Genomic DNA, 16,230 nt, shown 5'->3' with positions numbered 1-16,230 from the left:
GTGTGGAGCTGTACGGTGCAGCACTGAAGCGGAGCTGTGCGGCAGCGGTTGCGGTTCTGAAGCTGTGCGGCCCAGTCGCGGAGCGAAGCTGTGTCGAAGCGGCTGCGAAGCGAAGCTGTGCGGAAACGAAGCTGTCCAGAACCGGCTGCGGCGGTGACTGGAACGCTGCACCCCAACGCCTACTAGCCATCCCCGAGAACGCCGTTTCCAAGACCCCGGACGTCTGCGAGTCGATCGACCGGCTGTTCTACGAACACCTTTCCGGCGACTGGGACTCCCTCCAGCGCTGGGCGTGGGTGTATCTCCACGGCTGTATCATGCTCGCGACCGTCCTCATCGGCTACGCCGTCGCTCGCGGCGAGCTGGCCATTGCGGCGCTTCTGTTGCCGTTTCCGGTCTTCTACCTCTATCGGCGGTACACCTACGCCCGGCCGCGTTCGTAAGGACGCTGTCGGTGCCCTGGCCTGGTGGCGCCCCGCGTGGCACCCGGATCGGCCAGTACCGATCGGTTGAAAGGCCGGGCGTGACACAGAGCCGTACGATGACTGCCGACCGCGTCCGTCGTCTCCTCCAAACGGACCGGCTCGCTCGATTTCTCCGGACGGATCGCGTCCGCGCGGAGCTCCAGCCGGACCGGCTTCGCCGCCGGATTCGTGCGAACCCGTGGCTCACGGTCGTGCTGATCGCCGCGGCGATCCTGCTCTATTTCGGCATCTGGCGCGTCGAGCCCCACCAGCTGATCCCCGACGAGTCCGGTGCGGTGGGCCAGCCGTTCACGCTGTTGCAGGGCCGCCCGGGCCTGACCTCCTTCGAGAAGGGCGGCAACCTCCACATCTGGCTGCTGACGCTCGCCTACCTGCCGGTGCTGGTTGTCGTCGGCGCGTACTGGCTCGTGACCGGCCAGATCGGCGAGAACGTCGAGAACGTACAGGAAGTCGCGAAGTACCAGGACGGCACGCAGTGGGACGTCGCGAACCCCGCCGTCGTCGACGCCTTCTCGGCGCTCGTGACGGCCGGCCGATTCGTCTCCGCGACGGCAGGGCTGCTCGCGATCCTCGGGGTCGCCCTGCTCGCCCGGCGGCTGTACGATCGCCCGGCGGGCGTCCTCGCGGGCGCCACGTTGGCGGTCAGTCTGGGGTTCACCCTGACCGCGAAGTACGCGACCGAAGACGTGCTCGCCGGCTGTCTGTTCGTCTGGACGCTCTACCCGCTCGCCGTCCACCACGACACCGGCGAGGACCGGCCGCTCCTCCTGGCTGCACTGGTCGCCGGGCTGGCGATGTCGGCGAAGGCGACGACGGGGATTCTCGCGCTCCCGATCGCGTACTACGCGCTCCGCCGGTACGAGCTCGGAGAGCTCACCAGCTGGCCGGCGATCCGCGAAATCGCCCGCTACCCCGCCGCCGCGATCGCGGCGTACGTCGCGACGACGCCGTCGCTGCTGATCAATCCGGACCTCTACGTCGCGGAGCTCGCCCGGTACGGCTCCGTTCGCGCCGGCGAGGCCGCCTACTACGCCCATCCCGACCCCGGCTATCTCGCCCACGCCGGCCACCTGGCGACGGCACTGGGTGCGCCGCTGTTCGCGCTCGCGCTGGTCGGAACCGTCGCCGCGGTCGCACTCACTGCCACCGGACGACTCGGCCGATTCACCGCGGTGCCACTCGCGCTCGCCGTGCTCTACTACGCCATCATCGCGAGCTGGGGGAACATCCAGTACAACCGCGCACTGTTGCTCCTCCCGCTGCTCGCGCTGTTCGTCGGCCTCGCCGCCGGGTGGGCGATCGACGCTGAGCGCCGGCCGTCTGTCCGGCGCGTCGCCGGGCCGATCGTCGCGATCGTCCTCCTGCTCTCGCTGTTCTACACCGCCAGCGGCGCCGTCGCCTGGAGCACCTCTCGTGCGGAGGCCACGGAGTGGACGCACGACAATCTCGATGACGGCGACGCGGTCACCACGCTCGGCCAGCGGACCTACCTGCCAGAGTTCCCGGAGGGCGTGAACGTCTCGCGGACGGTGATCGATCCGATCTACGACGCCGACAATGCGACGGCGAAACAGCGGGCGATCGCCCGCGTGGAGTGCAACCGGCCCGAACGGCTCGTGCTGACGAGCTTCCACTACGAGCGCTACTTCGAGGATTCGTCCGTCGCGCCGAACGTCACCGCGCTCTACGAGTCGTTGCTCGCCGAGGAGGACTACGAGATCGTCGCGAGCTTCGGACCACCGAACCCCAACCTCCGCGGTGACGCCGCCGAGCGGTTCGAGCGCGCGCTCGCCCTGGAGCCGCCCGCACGGAACACCAACAACCCTCGAATCCTGGTCATGGAGCGGACCGGCGAGCCTGTCGCCGACTGCCCCGGGCTGGAGGACTGAGCGGACCGACTTGCGACGGCGGCCGTTCCGGTCGGTCAGTCCCTACCGTGGTCCATAACGCGCCAGTGTAGCAGGACGCCGTCGTCGATCTCCTCGACGGTCTCCAGCTCGAGATCGACGAACTCGTCGTCGACGAACCCCTCGCCGTCGGCGAGCGTCGGGGCGTCCCGGCCGCCGATGACCGTCGGCCCGACGAACACCGAGAGCTCGTCGACGAGGTCGGCCTCGAAACAGGAGAAGAGGAGCTCTCCGCCGCCCTCGATCATGACCGAGTCGATCCCGTACTTGGTTTCGAGGACCTCGAAGGCCGCGGCGAGGTCCACGCGCCGTTCGCTCTCTCCGGCGCCGTTGGGGCCGGTGGAGCCCGTTCCGCTCGCGCCGGCGACGATCAGCTCCGCGCCCGCGGCGTCGAGCCCACGTTTCCGATCGGCAGGCGCGGCCTCGGAGACCAGCACGTAGGTCGTCGCGCTGTCGTCGAGAATCCGGGCGTCGGTCGGCGTCCGCGCCCGGGAGTCCGCGATCACGCGAGCTGGGTTGGCCGGCGCTCCGCGATCCTCGCGTTCGGCGCGAAGCTCCGGATCGTCGACGGTCAGGCTCGGGTCGTCGGCGAGCACCGTGCCAACCCCGACCATGACTGCGTCCGCGTCCGCGCGCAGCCGGTCGACGCGCTCGAAGTCCGCGGGACCGCTGATTGCCACCTGCTCGCGGTGGCGCGTCGAGAGCTTGCCGTCGACGCTCGTCGCGGCGTTGACGCGGACGTACACGTCGAGGCGTTGCGGCGGGCGGGGCAACGGCGTTTCGATTCTGGATAACGGCCCTGGCCATTCGATTCCTCGGCTCCGATCAGGACGCCTCGGGAAGGAGGAGCTCCACCACGCTCCCGCCGCCGTCGCGCTCCAGGAAGCGAAGCTCGCCGTCGGAGGCGTGGACGGTCCAGTAGACCAGCCAGAGCCCCAGCCCGTTGCCGTGCTCGAGGGCGGTCTCCTCTTTGGAGAAGAGCACGCCCGACTCGTCGGCCGGAATCCCCCCGCCCGTGTCGGCGACAGAGAGCACGACTCCATCCTCGGTCCTGCGACCGGCGGCGGTGATCTCGACGCCGGCGTCGTTGTGCACGACCGCGTTCTCGAGGAGCTCGTCGACGGCGAGCGGGAGGCCGACGTGGGCCTCGACGGTCAGGTCCGGCGGACAGTCGACGCTCGTCCGCACGTGTGGATACGACTCCCGGAGCGCTGCCACGCGCTCCTCGAACAGCGCAGCGCAGTCGAACTCGCTGACGACGTCCTGCTCCCAGATCTCGGAGATGCGGCGGGCCTCCTGGCTGGTCTCGAGGAGGTCGTCGAGATGTCGCCGAACCAGCTTGACCTCGGCCGATTCCTCGACGTCCTCGAGGTAGCCGAGGACGATCGTCACCTCGTTCCGGAGGTTGTGACGCAACACCCGCTGGTTCACCGTCAGCAGCTTCGCCAGCTCCTGGTTGCGCTCGTAGGCCTCCCGGGATTCCACCGTGGAGACCGTCGCGCGACCGCCGACGGCGCTGCCGAGCACGCCCGCGAAGATGATGACGAACTGCGTCTCCTCGGCCGTGCCGTGGTCGAGGTGCCAGATCAGGACGATCGCGGTCGCCAGCAGCAGGAACGAGGCCGTGAACGTGCAGGTGTAGACGAACGCGTCGACGGCACCGCGTTCGGAGAGTTCGCGACCGGAGAGCTCGCGGCCAGTGTACGCGGTGGCAGCGGCGAGCGCGAAGAGGATGACGACTTCCAGCACCGTTCCCACGGTGGCGCCCTCCGTAAGAAAGTGGCCGACGGCGAGCCCGACGCCCGCCGCGCCGAGCGCGTAGAATCCCAGCCTTGGATCGATGGCATCGATCCAGGGAGTCCACTCACGGAGTTCCATTGGCATCTCTCATCACGCCAACTCCTTAAGCGATGACCCGTCCATTCTCGGAAATCCGAACGACGTCCCGAACCGATCGACTCCACAGGAGTGCTCCGACCTGCGTCCAGTCCGCCCGCGAGTGTTCGGTACAGGTAACATCTGCCGGTTCGGTCCGATGGGTGCCGTCTGGATGGCATCGCCCGGAGCACTCGCACCGGCCACCGAGCCGGTGGTAGCGGCGGTCGAGGCTGGACTGGCCAGCGATCCCGGCCCCGGATCGCCGACGATACCGGCAACACTCTCCAGTTGCGGGGACCCCCGTCACCGCTCGCCCGAAGGAGCGTCCCTATATGTCCGGGCCCGTTCACAGGGTGTATGAGCGATACGTCCCGAAGCGGCGGCTGGCCCCCCAGGGGAGCGGGCTGGAGGGCAGCCAGATGAACGCCGATAGACTCGCTACGCTCGACTATCGAGCTCACGGCTCCCACACGAGGTGGTCGCCGTGAACGCCGTCGGAGCGAGCTCCGACGAGCTCATGCTCGCCACAAGGAGGTGGCTCGCATGAACTCGGTGGAGCAGTACAAGCAGAACAAACACCCCCTCGACGTGATCGAGGACGTCAAGGAGTACGCGGAGGAGGGGCTCTCCTTCGACGAGATCGAGGAGCGCGCCGGCGGCGGCGAGTGGGAGCGTCTCAAGTGGGCCGGCATGTACAGCCACGGGGTCCAGCGGGGCTACTTCATGATGCGGACGAAGGTTCCGGGCGGCAAGCTCACGCCCGAGCAGGCCGAGGTCATCGGCGAGGTCGCCGAGGAGTACGCGACCGCGCCCGAGGAGTACGGCGGCGCCGAGCAGAACGAGCTCTGGGGCGACGCCTATCTCGACATCACCACCCGGCAGGACATCCAGAAGCACTGGATCGAGGTCGAGGACGTCCCCGAGATCTGGGAGAAGTACGACGAGGTCGGGCTCACCACGATCCAGGGCTGTGGCGACTCCGCCCGGAACGTGCTGGGCTGCCCCGCTGCCGGGCTCGACGACCACGAGTGCTTCGACGCCCAGCCGGTCATCGACGCCGTCTCGGACTACTTCACGGAGAACCGCGAGTACGCGAACCTCCCGCGGAAGTACAAGATGACGATCACGGGCTGCCGCGAGGACTGCGCGCAGTCCCAGATCAACGACGTCGGGTTGACGCCGGCGCGGAAGGAGATCGAGCCCGCCGACGGCGAGAGCGGAGACGGCGAGGAGATCTACGGCTTCCACGCCAAGATCGGCGGCGGGCTCTCCGACGGGCCGCGAATGGCCTCCCCGATCGAGGTGTTCGTCCGTCCGGAGGACACCGTCGAGTTCTGCCGCGCCGTCGCCCAGACGTTCAAGGAGATCGGCGACCGCAACAATCGCGGCGTCTGCCGGATGCGCTACCTCGTCGAGCAGGTCGGCCCCGACACGTTCGAGCAGGCCATCCGCGACCGCTGCGAGGTCGACCTCCACGAGCGCGGCACGGACCTCACCGAGGGGTACACCGGCGACCACGTCGGCGTCCACGAGCAGAAGCAGGACGGCCTGAACTACGTCGGGTTCAACGTCATCACCGGGCGCATGGGCGGCGACGAGTTCGCCCAGGCAGCCCGAGCCGCCGAGAAGTACGGCACCGAGGACAGCACGATCCGCCTCGCGACCGACCAGAACTTCCTCATCACGCACGTTCCCGACGAGAACGTCGAGGACCTCCTCGCGGAGCCGTTCGCCCAGGAGTACAAGCCCGATCCCGGTCCCTTCGAGCGGGGCGCCGTCGGCTGTACGGGTTCGGAGTTCTGCAACTACGGCATCATCGAGACGAAAAAGCGGGTCAAACGCTGGGCCCGCGAACTGGAGGAGCGCATCGACACGCCCGACGACCTCGAGGTCGTCCGAATGCACATGTCGGGCTGCTCGGCGTCCTGTGCCCAGCCCCAAATCGCGGACATCGGGTTCCGCGGCGAGACGGTGAAGGTCACGGGAGACGCCGAGAGCGACGCGCCGCAGTCGCCGGAAGCCGAGAACGAGAACAGCGACATGGTCGAGGGGATGGACTTCGGTCTGGGCGGCGCGCTCGGCAGCGACAACGAGTTCCTCGACTGGGTCGAGACCGCCGTGCCCGCCGACGCCGTGATCCCGGCGCTCGAGGAGCTGTTCGACGCCTTCGCCGACGAGCACCACGACGGCGAGCGCTTCTACGAGTGGTGCCGTCGCGTCGACAACGACCGGCTTCGGTCGGTCATGCAGGACGCCGACGCGCCCGTGGCGCAGGGGGTGGCGTCCGATGACTGAGGACGAGATGGTCGAGGAGACGGAGTCGACGACGGAGCGCTCCGAGGAGTCCTCCGAGCAACAGCCTCGCCACCCCGCCGTCCCGAAGCTCGGTGACGGCGAGGACGGGCACTCCGTCCCGCGCGCCGAAGGGGTCCGCACCCACCGCCCCGCCAGCGAGCACGGGACGATTCCCGCCGACCAGATCGGCCCGGCCGATCCCGACGGCCCGGTGCCGGCTGCGCCCGAGCACGACCACGAGCACGAATCCGGTGCCGCCGAGAGCGGCGACGACTGCGGCTGCGGGAGTAGCTGTGGCTGCTCGGACGATGCGTCGGAGAGCAAGCCCACCGTCGCAGCGGACGGAGGGGCAGCACCCTCGAACGTCACCTCCGACGGCCAGCTCGAACTCGGCGAGATGACCGAGCCTGCGGAGGGGAAAAGCCAGGACATCGAGCACGAGGATCCCCCGGACGAGCGCGTGGGGCTCCCCGACGGCGTCGAAATCGACACGCCGAGCTACGAGATCCGCGAGCGGATGAACGACATCGAGACGCCCGACGAGAAGACCTGGTTCATGGAGCTCGACGAAGCCGTCATCGACGACGACCGCTGTATCCAGTGTGGGACCTGCGTGGCCGCCTGCCCCTCCGACTCCATCGGGATCGGCGAGGACGACCTGCCCGAACTGGTCAAGATGTGCACCGGCTGCTCGCTGTGCTGGGACTTCTGTCCCCGCGGCGGGCTGCGCTACGAACGTCAGTGGAAGCTCACCGGCGGCGACGACAACGTCAAGGGCGCCGGCGACCCGATCACGGAGTTCTCCGCGACGGTCGAGGAGGACTGGCGCGAGAACGCCCAGGACGGCGGCGTCGTCACCTCACTGTTGATCCACCTGCTGGAGGCCGGCGAGATCGACGGCGCGCTGGTCGCGAAGGAGTCCGAGGACGAGCCCTGGAAGGCGGAGGCGTTCCTCGCGACGACGCCCGAGGAGCTGATCGAGAGCGCCGGGAGCTTCTACAACCAGACGATGGCGCTCGGGGAGGTCGACCTCGGGCAGTGGGAGCACAAGCTCCCGACCGTCGATCCCGAGGACCTCTCGCTCGCGCTCGTGGGGACGCCCTGCGAGATCGAGGGGATCAGCGCGCTGCAGGACTTCGACTGGGACTACGCCGCCCAGGAGACGGGCGTGCGCGCGATCAACTACAAGATCGCGCTGATGTGCACGAAGAACTTCAACTACGAGACGCTGCTCGGCGAGATGGTCGAGGAGCAGCGCGGGATCCCGATCGAGTCGATCGGCAAGCTCGACGTCCTCCACGGCGACCTGATGGTCTGGGACACCGACGGCGAGATGGTGCTCCAGGAGGAGATCGAGAACTTCCACGACGCCGCGCTCAAGGGCTGTGACGAGTGTGCAGACTTCACCGGCTACACTGCCGACCTCACCGTCGGCTCCGTCGGCTCCTCCGACGAGTACTCCTCCGTCATCGTCCGCACCGAGCAGGGGCTGACGGCGTGGGACTGCACCAAGGACGACCTGGACTACCACGACCTCGAGGATCGCTCCGCGATCGGCAAGCTCCAGGGCTGGGACAAGAAGAAGGCCTTCGAGTCCCTGGAGCGCGAGTTCGACCCCGACGCGCCACGGTTCATCGACTACACCGACCACGCCGAGAACTACGGCACCGAGCTGAACCCCCACGAAGCGGGGCACTGAGCGCGAGGGACGGGCATCCCCGGCGCTCCCGCATTCTCCGTCGGACGGCACCGGCAATCACGGGCGTTCGCGGCGCTCTCCGGCCCGAACTCCTCCTCGGGGTAACGATGCATTCTTGCCGCGACGGTTCTGAAACGTGGGAAAGCCATGAGCGAGAAGGTCGAGGACGTGCTGGTCGTCGGTGGCGGCGACGTCGGGCTGTTGACGGCGCTCGGCATCCGGAAGAAGCTCCCGGACGTCGACGTCCGGGTCGTCGACGACTTCGGCACGCAGGTGCCACAGGTCGGGAAGAGCACCTATCTCAGCATCCAGAACATCCTTCACGGACAGCTGGAGATCGAGGAGCCGGAGTTCATCGCCGAAGTCAAGCCGATCTGGAAGGCGACGGTCTACTTCCGGGACTGGTGTGACGCCAGCGAGTTCCACTACCCCTTCGACGTCTCGGACACGTTCAAACAGCCCCAGACCCAGAACTCCGCGGAGCACTTCTTTCACTACTACGACTCCCTCTATCGGAGCTCGAACCACCAGACTCGCTGTGAGCAGATCGTCACCCACGGCAAGTCGCCGTGGTTCCGCGACCAGAACGGCGACCTCGACCGTTACCAGAAGTGCGCCTACCACCTCAACACCCGGCGGTTCAACGGCTACCTCCGCAAGCTCTGTCGCCAGCGCGGGGTCGATCTCGTGGACGACGAAATCACCGACGTCGAGACCACCGGCTCGCACGTCGACGCCGTCCACAGCGCGAGCGCCTCCTACGACGCCGACCTGTTCGTCGACGCGACGGGGTTCAACCGCGTGCTCCGATCCGAACAGGAGGAGGCCACGTTCCGCGACTTCGAGTTCCCACTCGACGCGGCGTTCAACGTCCGGATCGACCGGTCGCTCGACGACGTGATCCCGGCGACGGTCGTCGAAACGGGCGACTACGGCTGGTTCTGGCACATCGACACCTACGACAACCGCGACCTCGGCTACGTGTTCGCCTCCGACTACGTCGACGACGAGGACGCCCTCGACGAGTTCCGCGAGTACGTCGAGGAGGTCGCGACCGACGACGCCGATCCCGACCCCGTCGGTGACCTCGAGGAGGTCGATCGCTACGCCTTCACCTCGGGCTACTACGAGCAGGCCTGGGTGGACAACTGTCTCGCGGTCGGCAACGCGGAGGGGTTCGTCGAGCCGCTGCAGTCCACCGCGCTCACGGCGAACGCGTCGCTGTCGATGCAGTTCGCGAACCTGCTCTCCGCGCACGGCCGGATCGTCGACGACGACGTCCGCACTGCGTTCAACCGCGCCGTCGAGCGGACCTGGGAGTCGATCTACGACTTCATCGCCGTCCACTACAAGTACTCCTACGACGACACCGAGCTCTGGCGGGAGATGGCGACCCGGGAGTACAGCGACCGGCTGGACCGGATCGCCGAGGAGTTCGACCGCTACGGCTACGACTGGCAGATCGAGCGCGCCAACGAGGACGGTCTCTCCGAGCTGACGGTGTTCACCGTCCCGGACTTCTTCGCGATGATGCGGCCCCTCGGCGCGAGCTCCGTGTTCTACGACACCAACGAGTTCGAGGTGAGCAACGAACTCGTGCGGGAGCTCGACCAGTTCTACAGCCAGGTCCGGAAGCAGGTCACGAACCAGCATCTCACCGTTCGCGAGCTCTACGAGGGCGTCCTGAACGGCTGATCGCGGAGACCGACCGGGTCGCGACCGGAGTGTGTCGACCGCGGAGCTGTCCGACGAAGTGAGCGTGAGCTGATCGGGGCAGATCGCGTGACGGAGCGCCGAACGGCGAGCGACAGCTGGGCGGCCGGCTCGCCGCTGGCTGCCGATAAGCGACTCCTTACAAAGGCGGCGTAGTCGGAACCGGGCACCCGATGACCAACTCGACACCGTTCGACGACCACCTGGCCGCCGGCGAGACGCCAGTGGCCGACGGCTCGTCGGTGCTCTTCCAGGAGACGAGGTGGACGCCGGCGGCGGTCTGCGTGACGGACCGTCGGGTCCTGTTCGTCACCGAGGCGGACGGGTTCGTCGACGTCGCCCGAAACCAGGTGCTCTCGATCCGGAGCCGCCCGACGACGCGGCCGGCGAACCGGGCAATCGGCGCGCAGGCCGCGCTGGTCGGTGGCGTCGTGCTCGCGACGCTCGCCGCGGGTGCGCTCCTCGCGGGCGCGAGCGGCCCGCTCGTCCCGCTGCTCGCGCTCGTCGCTGCAGCCGGGAGCCTCACGACCGGTGCGCTGGTCGCGCTGGAGTCGGGGCTGCTCGGAGGTGCGGCTGGACCGCTCGAACGGGACGCGGGCGCCATCGACGACGAGTCCGGAACCACGGGCCCCATGGGACTCACCGCCGATCACGTCGAACTGGCGGTCGATCGCGTCGACGCCGCGCTCGCCAGGCTCGCCGACGTACTGGAGGGCACCCCGATCGACGACGCGGTCGGTGTCGCGGCGCCGGTCGCGGCCGTCGACGTCCACCGCCGACACGAGCGTCCAGTTGCCCGATTCGTCGACGAGCGGCCGCTCCTGCAGTGGCTCGCCGGCGCCGTCGGGCTGGTCGGCGCAGCCGGCCTGGCCGTCCTCGGCGCGTGGATAGCGCTCGGGCTGACGGCCGCGACGGTAGCCGGGATCGGCCTCGCGGCGTTCGGGCTCGACGGGAAACGCGCGCTCGACGACGCCGGGCACGGCGTTCGTCGCGAGCGGTCGGTCTGTCTCTACCTGCTCGGCGGCCGGACCGTCCGGTTCCGGATCGACGCGGACGCGGACATCGACCGCGAACTGAGCAGGCTCACCGTGGGCCGTCCCGCATTACCAGCCACCGACGGCGCGCCCGCGCAACTCGATGAGCGTCCGCCAGAGCAGGGTGCTTCGCCTGGTCGCTGAGCTGTCCTGGATTGGGACGACGCGGGGTGCACGATCGTCTTCGCTGGTGTACGCTATGCGCCCTTCTTGCCTCGGAGTGTCTCGGACTGGTCGGCACTCCGGTTCGGGCCTTCGGAAAGCAATTACCCCGCCGACGCAGTCTGTCGCACCGACGTGGTCGCGGCGACCGCTGGCCACGCGGACTGATTCGAACCGGCCGACCGCTCGTCGTCGCCCGCGTGACCGGACGACTGTTACTTGCGACCGAGCAGTCGCCTGAGCACCGAGCTATCGGTCGGCCGTTCGGCCATCGCGACGGAGCACTCGACCCGCTCGGCGACGTCCCGGTGGAGCGTCCCGTGGACGAGCCGGGTGAGGAGCCCTCGCTCGGTCGCACCCAGGACGACGAGCGTCCGGTCGGCAGCTGCCCGGACGATCGCGTCCTCGACGTCGCCGTGTTCGACGAGGATCTCGGCGCCGTCGAGGTCGTGGGCGTTCGCCCAGGCTTCCAGCTCGGCCTCGGTGTCGGGGACGGCGGCCTCGTTGTCCGCGACCTGTAGCAGTGTTATCTCCGCGCCGACCGCGGTCCGGAGGTCCCTCGCGACCGACGCCGAGAGCGTGGAGTCCGGGCCGCCCTTCGTCGGGAGCAGGATTCGCGAGGGGTCGAGTTCGCGGGGGTCCACGACCAGGAAGTCACAGGGGAGCTGCCCGACGAGCTGGTCGAAGGGACTCTCCGCGCGCGCCGCGTCCCAGTGTTGCCCCTCGCCCCAGCCCATCACGACGAGGTCGGGGTCGGCCTGCTCGGCCGCGTCGAACACGTCCTCGAACGATCGGTTGCTGACGATCGTGGAGTGGTGGTAGTCGACGTCGTGGCCGTCGACGGTCTCCCGGATGCCGGCCATCAGCCGATCGGACTCCCGGACGATCCGTCGGTGCTGCCCGCTGTCCCGATCGAGGTCCATCCGTTCCGGCGTCTGGACGACGTGGACGGTCTGGACGACGGCGTTGTCGTGGGCGCTCGCGAGCGTGCACGCGAACTCGACGAGTTCGGTTTCGAGCCGGGGGTTCGAGACCGGCACGAACACGTGGAAATCGTCGTCCTCGACCTCGAGATCGACGCCCTCGACGGAGTCGAACAGCGGCACGTAGGAGCGCCCGGCGACGCGACCGAACAGGACTTCCGAGGGCGAGAGCCGGCGGACGCCCTCGAAGCGGTCGATCTCCAGGCGACGGTCGCTGGTCTGGTAGTAGTTGACGATCGTGACCAGCACCACCCCGCCGATCGTGTTGCCGAGGAACACCGGGAGGACGAACTCCGTCAGCCCCGGCACCAACGCGAGCTCGCCCTCGGCGACGAGGTAGACGGTCTCCGTGACCGAGACCACGGAGTGGAAGAGGTTGCCCAGCGGGATCGCGAGGAAGGCGAGGTAGACCATCACGACGCGGGAGATCGTGTCCGTCGCCGAGAAGTCGACCCACACGACGCCGGCGACGATCAACCCGGCGAACGCGCCCTTGACGAAGAGGTCCCACCAGCCGGTCTCGATCCCCTTCTCGGAGATGTAGATCGCCTCCGCGGCGGCTGCGGGCTCGAACACGCCGGTGTAGGCGAGGATCAGCGCGCCGAGCACGCCGCCGGCGAAGTTCCCGCCGAAGACGATGAGCCAGTGGCGCAGGAGCGCGGGGATGCTCGCGAGCCGCTCGAGCACGAGGGCGACCGGCGGCAGCGTGTTCTCGGTGTAGAGCTGGTAGCCGCCGATGATGATGTAGAGGAAGCCCAGCGGGTAGAGGATCGAGGCGAGAAACGGGCTGTCGGTCTGTGCCGACAGCGAGGCGTACAGCAGGAAGGTCACCGAGATCGCGAGCCCGCCAGCGACGCCGCTGAAGAACAGCTCTCGCACCCCCGAGGTGATCTCGTGGTCCGCGTCCGCGACGATCCGCTGGAACACCTCGTCGGAGGAGAACCGATCCTGTACGACCGAGCCGGTCGAGGGCGCCATCGGCTCCTCGGGATGGTCGTCCTGGGCGTCGTCGAGGCCTGACACGTCGGGAGCATCGATCCGCTCGGTGCAAAGCGTTTGGGTTCGCAGCCGGGAGGCGCCGCTCGCGGCCGTCGCCGTGACTCCGCGTCGGCAGGTGTCGCCTTCACCCGAGCACGCCGTAGAGCCTCCAGGCACCCATCCCGAACAGTAGCTCCCGGCTCCCCGCGTCCATACGTATCCGGGAAGATAGGTGTGCAATACAAAACCGCTACTCGTCGCTACTCACCGCTACTCCCCGCCGTCGGGCAACACGACCAGCGGCACCGGCGCGTCCGTCAGCAGGTCCAGCGACGTGTCGCCGGTGAGCAGCCGGGTCAGCCGGCCGGCCTCCCGCGGCGAGAAGGCGATCAGGTCGGCGTCGAGGTCCTCGGCCGTCGCCCCGATCGTATCTGCGACGTCGGTGCCGTAGCGAATCTCGGTCTCGACGGTCCGTCCGTCGGCCGCGAGGTGGTCGCGCGCGGCCTCGAAGATCTCCTCGGCACGGAGCTCTCGTTGCTCCACGCTGGCCTTGTCCGGGGCGCCGCCGGCCTTCTCGATCACGTGGAGGAGGACGATCCGTCCCTCCGCGTCGATCGCCGCCGAGAGCGCCGCGGCGGTCGTCGCCGCGTCGTCTTCGCTGGCGAGCGGCACGAGAACCGTATCCGCAGTAATCGAGAGCATGCGTGGTTGTTCGCAGGGACGGGATAAGGGCGTTCGGGCGCGTCGGCGACGGCCCGCGAGGCAGTCGGGGGATCCGAGCGAGATCGACGGGGGCTCCGGCGACGTGGCGCTCAGTCGCTGCCGAAGAGCCGCTCCCGGAGCGAGCGCGTCCGGGCGCGCTCGGCCAGCAGCACGGAACAGTCGACGTCGTCGACCACGTCGACGTGGATCGAGTCGGTGACGAGCCGCGAGAGCAGCCCCCGCTCGGTCGCGCCGAGCAAGAGTAGCGTGTGGTCCGCGGCGGCGTCGACGATCGCGTCGCGCGGCGGATCGGCGGAGACGATCGTACCGACGCCCTCGAGGCCGTGCTCGTCGGCCCAGTCGTCGATGAACGCCTGGCCGTCGGCCTCGGTCTCGCCCTCCCCGAGTGCGTGCAGCAGCGTCACCTCGCTGTCGTACTCCGTCTGCAGGACGCGGGCGAGGTCGGCGCTGAGGTCGGAGTCCGGGCCGCCCGCGGTCGGGAGGAGCACCCGCGAGGGGTCCCAGCCGCGGTCCCGGAGGATCAAGAAGTCACACGGGAGGTCGTGGGTCAGCTCGTCCATGCGGGACTCCGCACGGGCGGGATGGTCGGGACTCCAGCCCATCACGACGAGGTCAGCCTCGTGACGCCGGGCGGCGTCGAAGACCTCCTCGAAGGCGCGGTGGGAGAGGATCGTGTGCGTCTCGAGGTCGACGTCGAACGTCTCGGCGTCCTCCCGGGCCTGCTCGAGCAGCCGCTCGGACTCGGCGGAGAGGTCGGCGACGTGGTCGGCGCCGGCCTGGAGCGTCGTCTGGTCGGGGACCTGCACGACGTGTGCGGCGTCGACGGTGCCGCCCCGGGAGCGGGCCATCGCGCTCGCGATGGAGATGAGGTCGGTCTCCGTTCGGGGGTTCGAGACCGGGACGAACACCCGGAACTCGTCGCCCTCGGGCTGGACGGAGTCGGCGGCGTCGACGGCGGCGTCGGGGAACGCCTCGGATCGCTCCTGGACGTACTGACCGAGGACGCCCTGCTTGGTCGCGTGGCTGCGGGCGTAGAGCAGGTACCACAGCGCGGCGAAGACGACGAACCCGACGGAGAGCGCGATGATCGTCGGTGCCATGAACCCGATCAGAGCGAGCGAACAGACGATCCCCAGTACCGGAATGATCGGGTAGAGCGGTACGTGAAAGGAGGGTTCGTACTCGGGCGGATCCGCCGTGCGCATCACGATCACGGCGACGTTGATCAGCGCGAAGATGATCAGGTGGAGTACGGAGCCGGCGGTCGCGAGCGGCTCGACGCCACCGATCGCGATGAAGACGAGAATGAGCCCGCCGGTGAGTGCGATCGAGCGGTAGGGCGTCGCGAACCGGTCGTGGATCTCGTTGAGCTGGGTCGAGACGATGCGATCCCGGCCCATCGCGAAGTTGATGCGCGAGGAGGCGAGGATCGAGGCGTTGGCGGAGGAGGCCGTCGCGAGCAACGCGCCGAAGAGCACGACGGCGCTGCCGACCGCGGCGAGCCCGAAGGGCTCCATCATGTTCTCGGCGGCGTCGACCGCGGCGGTCTCGTTGCCCGCGACGAGTTCGACGGGGACCGCGGCAAGCATGACGACCATCAGCAGGGCGTACATGAGCGTCACGACGACCACGCTGCCGACGATCGCCAGTGGGAGGTTCCGGCCGGGGTTCTTGATCTCCTCGCCGACGGAGGCGATCTGTCCGAAGCCGAGGTAGGAGACGAACACGACCGCGGTGACGGGCATGAGTTCGGCGACCCACGCGTCCTCGATCGGGGTGAGCGAGGACGGCTCGGCGTTGACGACGCCGACCGCCGTGAACGCCGTGAGGATCCCCAGCAGGATGATCACGATGACGTTCTGGAGCCGGCCGGTCTCCTTCGCGCCGACGTAGTTGACGCCCACGAAGAAGCTCCCGCCGACGAGGCCCCAGAGCTGGGCCGAGGAGAAGGTGATCAGGCCGAGATCGATCGCCGGGAGCGCGAGGAAGGCGGAGACGTACGCGCCGAAGCCGATCATGTAGAAGGCCGAGGCGAAGGCGAGCCCGAGCCAGTTGCCCCAGCCCGCGATCGAGCCAAAGAGCGGCCCGAGCGCGTGGTTCACGTAGTAGTACATGCCGCCGGACTTGGGCATCGCTGTCCCGAGTTCGGCGACGGAGAAGGCAGTGAGCAGCGCGACGGCACCACCGATGACGAACGCCGCGCCGGCGAGCGAGCCCGCGTCGGCGACGGCGGTTCCGGGGAGGACGAAGATCCCCGCGCCGATCATCGTCCCGATGCCGATCGTCAGGGCGGCGAGCGGCCCGAGGTCTTTGGCCAGCTCCTCGTCGGCGCTCATCCGTACTCACCGCCCGTCGAAGCGACGGTCGCGTTCG

11 protein-coding genes are annotated in these 16,230 nt (G+C 68.7%); 6 read left to right on the top strand and 5 right to left on the bottom strand.

Annotated elements, in window-relative coordinates:
* Nucleotides 1-2 precede the first annotated feature (2 nt).
* Entirely contained in the window at nt 3-443 is a 441-nt protein-coding gene (locus tag ACZ5KP_RS08100; protein ID WP_460922657.1) for a hypothetical protein, read from the top strand.
* A 98-nt stretch (nt 444-541) separates the two neighbouring features.
* A complete protein-coding gene (locus ACZ5KP_RS08095; RefSeq protein ID WP_460922660.1) occupies nt 542-2,374 on the top strand; it encodes an ArnT family glycosyltransferase in 1,833 nt (610 codons plus the stop codon).
* 35 nt (nt 2,375-2,409) lie between these two features.
* Here ACZ5KP_RS08095 and ACZ5KP_RS08090 read toward each other — a convergent pair whose 3' ends face one another.
* Complete coding sequence (locus ACZ5KP_RS08090) at nt 2,410-3,138, bottom strand: 2,5-diamino-6-(ribosylamino)-4(3H)-pyrimidinone 5'-phosphate reductase (RefSeq protein ID WP_460922663.1); 729 nt, start codon at nt 3,136-3,138, stop codon at nt 2,410-2,412.
* A gap of 79 nt (nt 3,139-3,217) precedes the next feature.
* The gene (locus tag ACZ5KP_RS08085; RefSeq protein WP_460922666.1) at nt 3,218-4,270 is read right to left on the bottom strand and encodes a sensor histidine kinase; all 1,053 of its coding nucleotides are present in this window, start codon (nt 4,268-4,270) and stop codon (nt 3,218-3,220) included.
* Between the two features lie 543 nt (nt 4,271-4,813).
* Between ACZ5KP_RS08085 and ACZ5KP_RS08080 the strand changes: the two genes are divergently transcribed.
* The 4 genes from ACZ5KP_RS08080 to ACZ5KP_RS08065 all read left to right on the top strand — a co-directional run bounded on the left by ACZ5KP_RS08080 (nt 4,814) and on the right by ACZ5KP_RS08065 (nt 11,155).
* Nucleotides 4,814-6,565, top strand: a complete 1,752-nt coding sequence (locus ACZ5KP_RS08080; RefSeq protein ID WP_460922669.1) for a nitrite/sulfite reductase — start codon at nt 4,814-4,816, stop codon at nt 6,563-6,565.
* Entirely contained in the window at nt 6,558-8,264 is a 1,707-nt protein-coding gene (locus tag ACZ5KP_RS08075; RefSeq protein ID WP_460922673.1) for a Coenzyme F420 hydrogenase/dehydrogenase, beta subunit C-terminal domain, read from the top strand. The genes ACZ5KP_RS08080 and ACZ5KP_RS08075 overlap by 8 nt, the downstream gene beginning before the upstream one ends.
* Before the next feature lie 147 nt (nt 8,265-8,411).
* Nucleotides 8,412-9,959 (top strand): FAD-dependent oxidoreductase, encoded by a 1,548-nt coding sequence (locus ACZ5KP_RS08070; protein ID WP_460922676.1) that lies wholly within the window; start codon nt 8,412-8,414, stop codon nt 9,957-9,959.
* A 191-nt stretch (nt 9,960-10,150) separates the two neighbouring features.
* Complete coding sequence (locus ACZ5KP_RS08065) at nt 10,151-11,155, top strand: hypothetical protein (protein ID WP_460922678.1); 1,005 nt, start codon at nt 10,151-10,153, stop codon at nt 11,153-11,155.
* Nucleotides 11,156-11,388: 233 nt separating this feature from the next.
* Here the strand turns inward: ACZ5KP_RS08065 and ACZ5KP_RS08060 are convergent, their stop codons facing one another.
* The 3 genes from ACZ5KP_RS08060 to ACZ5KP_RS08050 form a co-directional block, all read right to left on the bottom strand.
* A complete protein-coding gene (locus ACZ5KP_RS08060; RefSeq protein WP_460922681.1) occupies nt 11,389-13,179 on the bottom strand; it encodes a formate/nitrite transporter family protein in 1,791 nt (596 codons plus the stop codon).
* Nucleotides 13,180-13,404: 225 nt separating this feature from the next.
* Nucleotides 13,405-13,836: a universal stress protein gene (locus ACZ5KP_RS08055; protein ID WP_460922684.1), complete on the bottom strand. Its 432-nt coding sequence runs from the start codon at nt 13,834-13,836 to the stop codon at nt 13,405-13,407.
* 110 nt (nt 13,837-13,946) lie between these two features.
* Nucleotides 13,947-16,193 (bottom strand): amino acid permease, encoded by a 2,247-nt coding sequence (locus ACZ5KP_RS08050; RefSeq protein ID WP_460922687.1) that lies wholly within the window; start codon nt 16,191-16,193, stop codon nt 13,947-13,949.
* Between the last annotated feature and the right edge of the window lie 37 nt (nt 16,194-16,230).

The organism is Salinarchaeum chitinilyticum, from assembly GCF_055390775.1.
The sequence above is the reverse complement of the archived record's forward strand: the minus strand, read 5'-3'. Positions and strand labels throughout refer to the sequence as shown.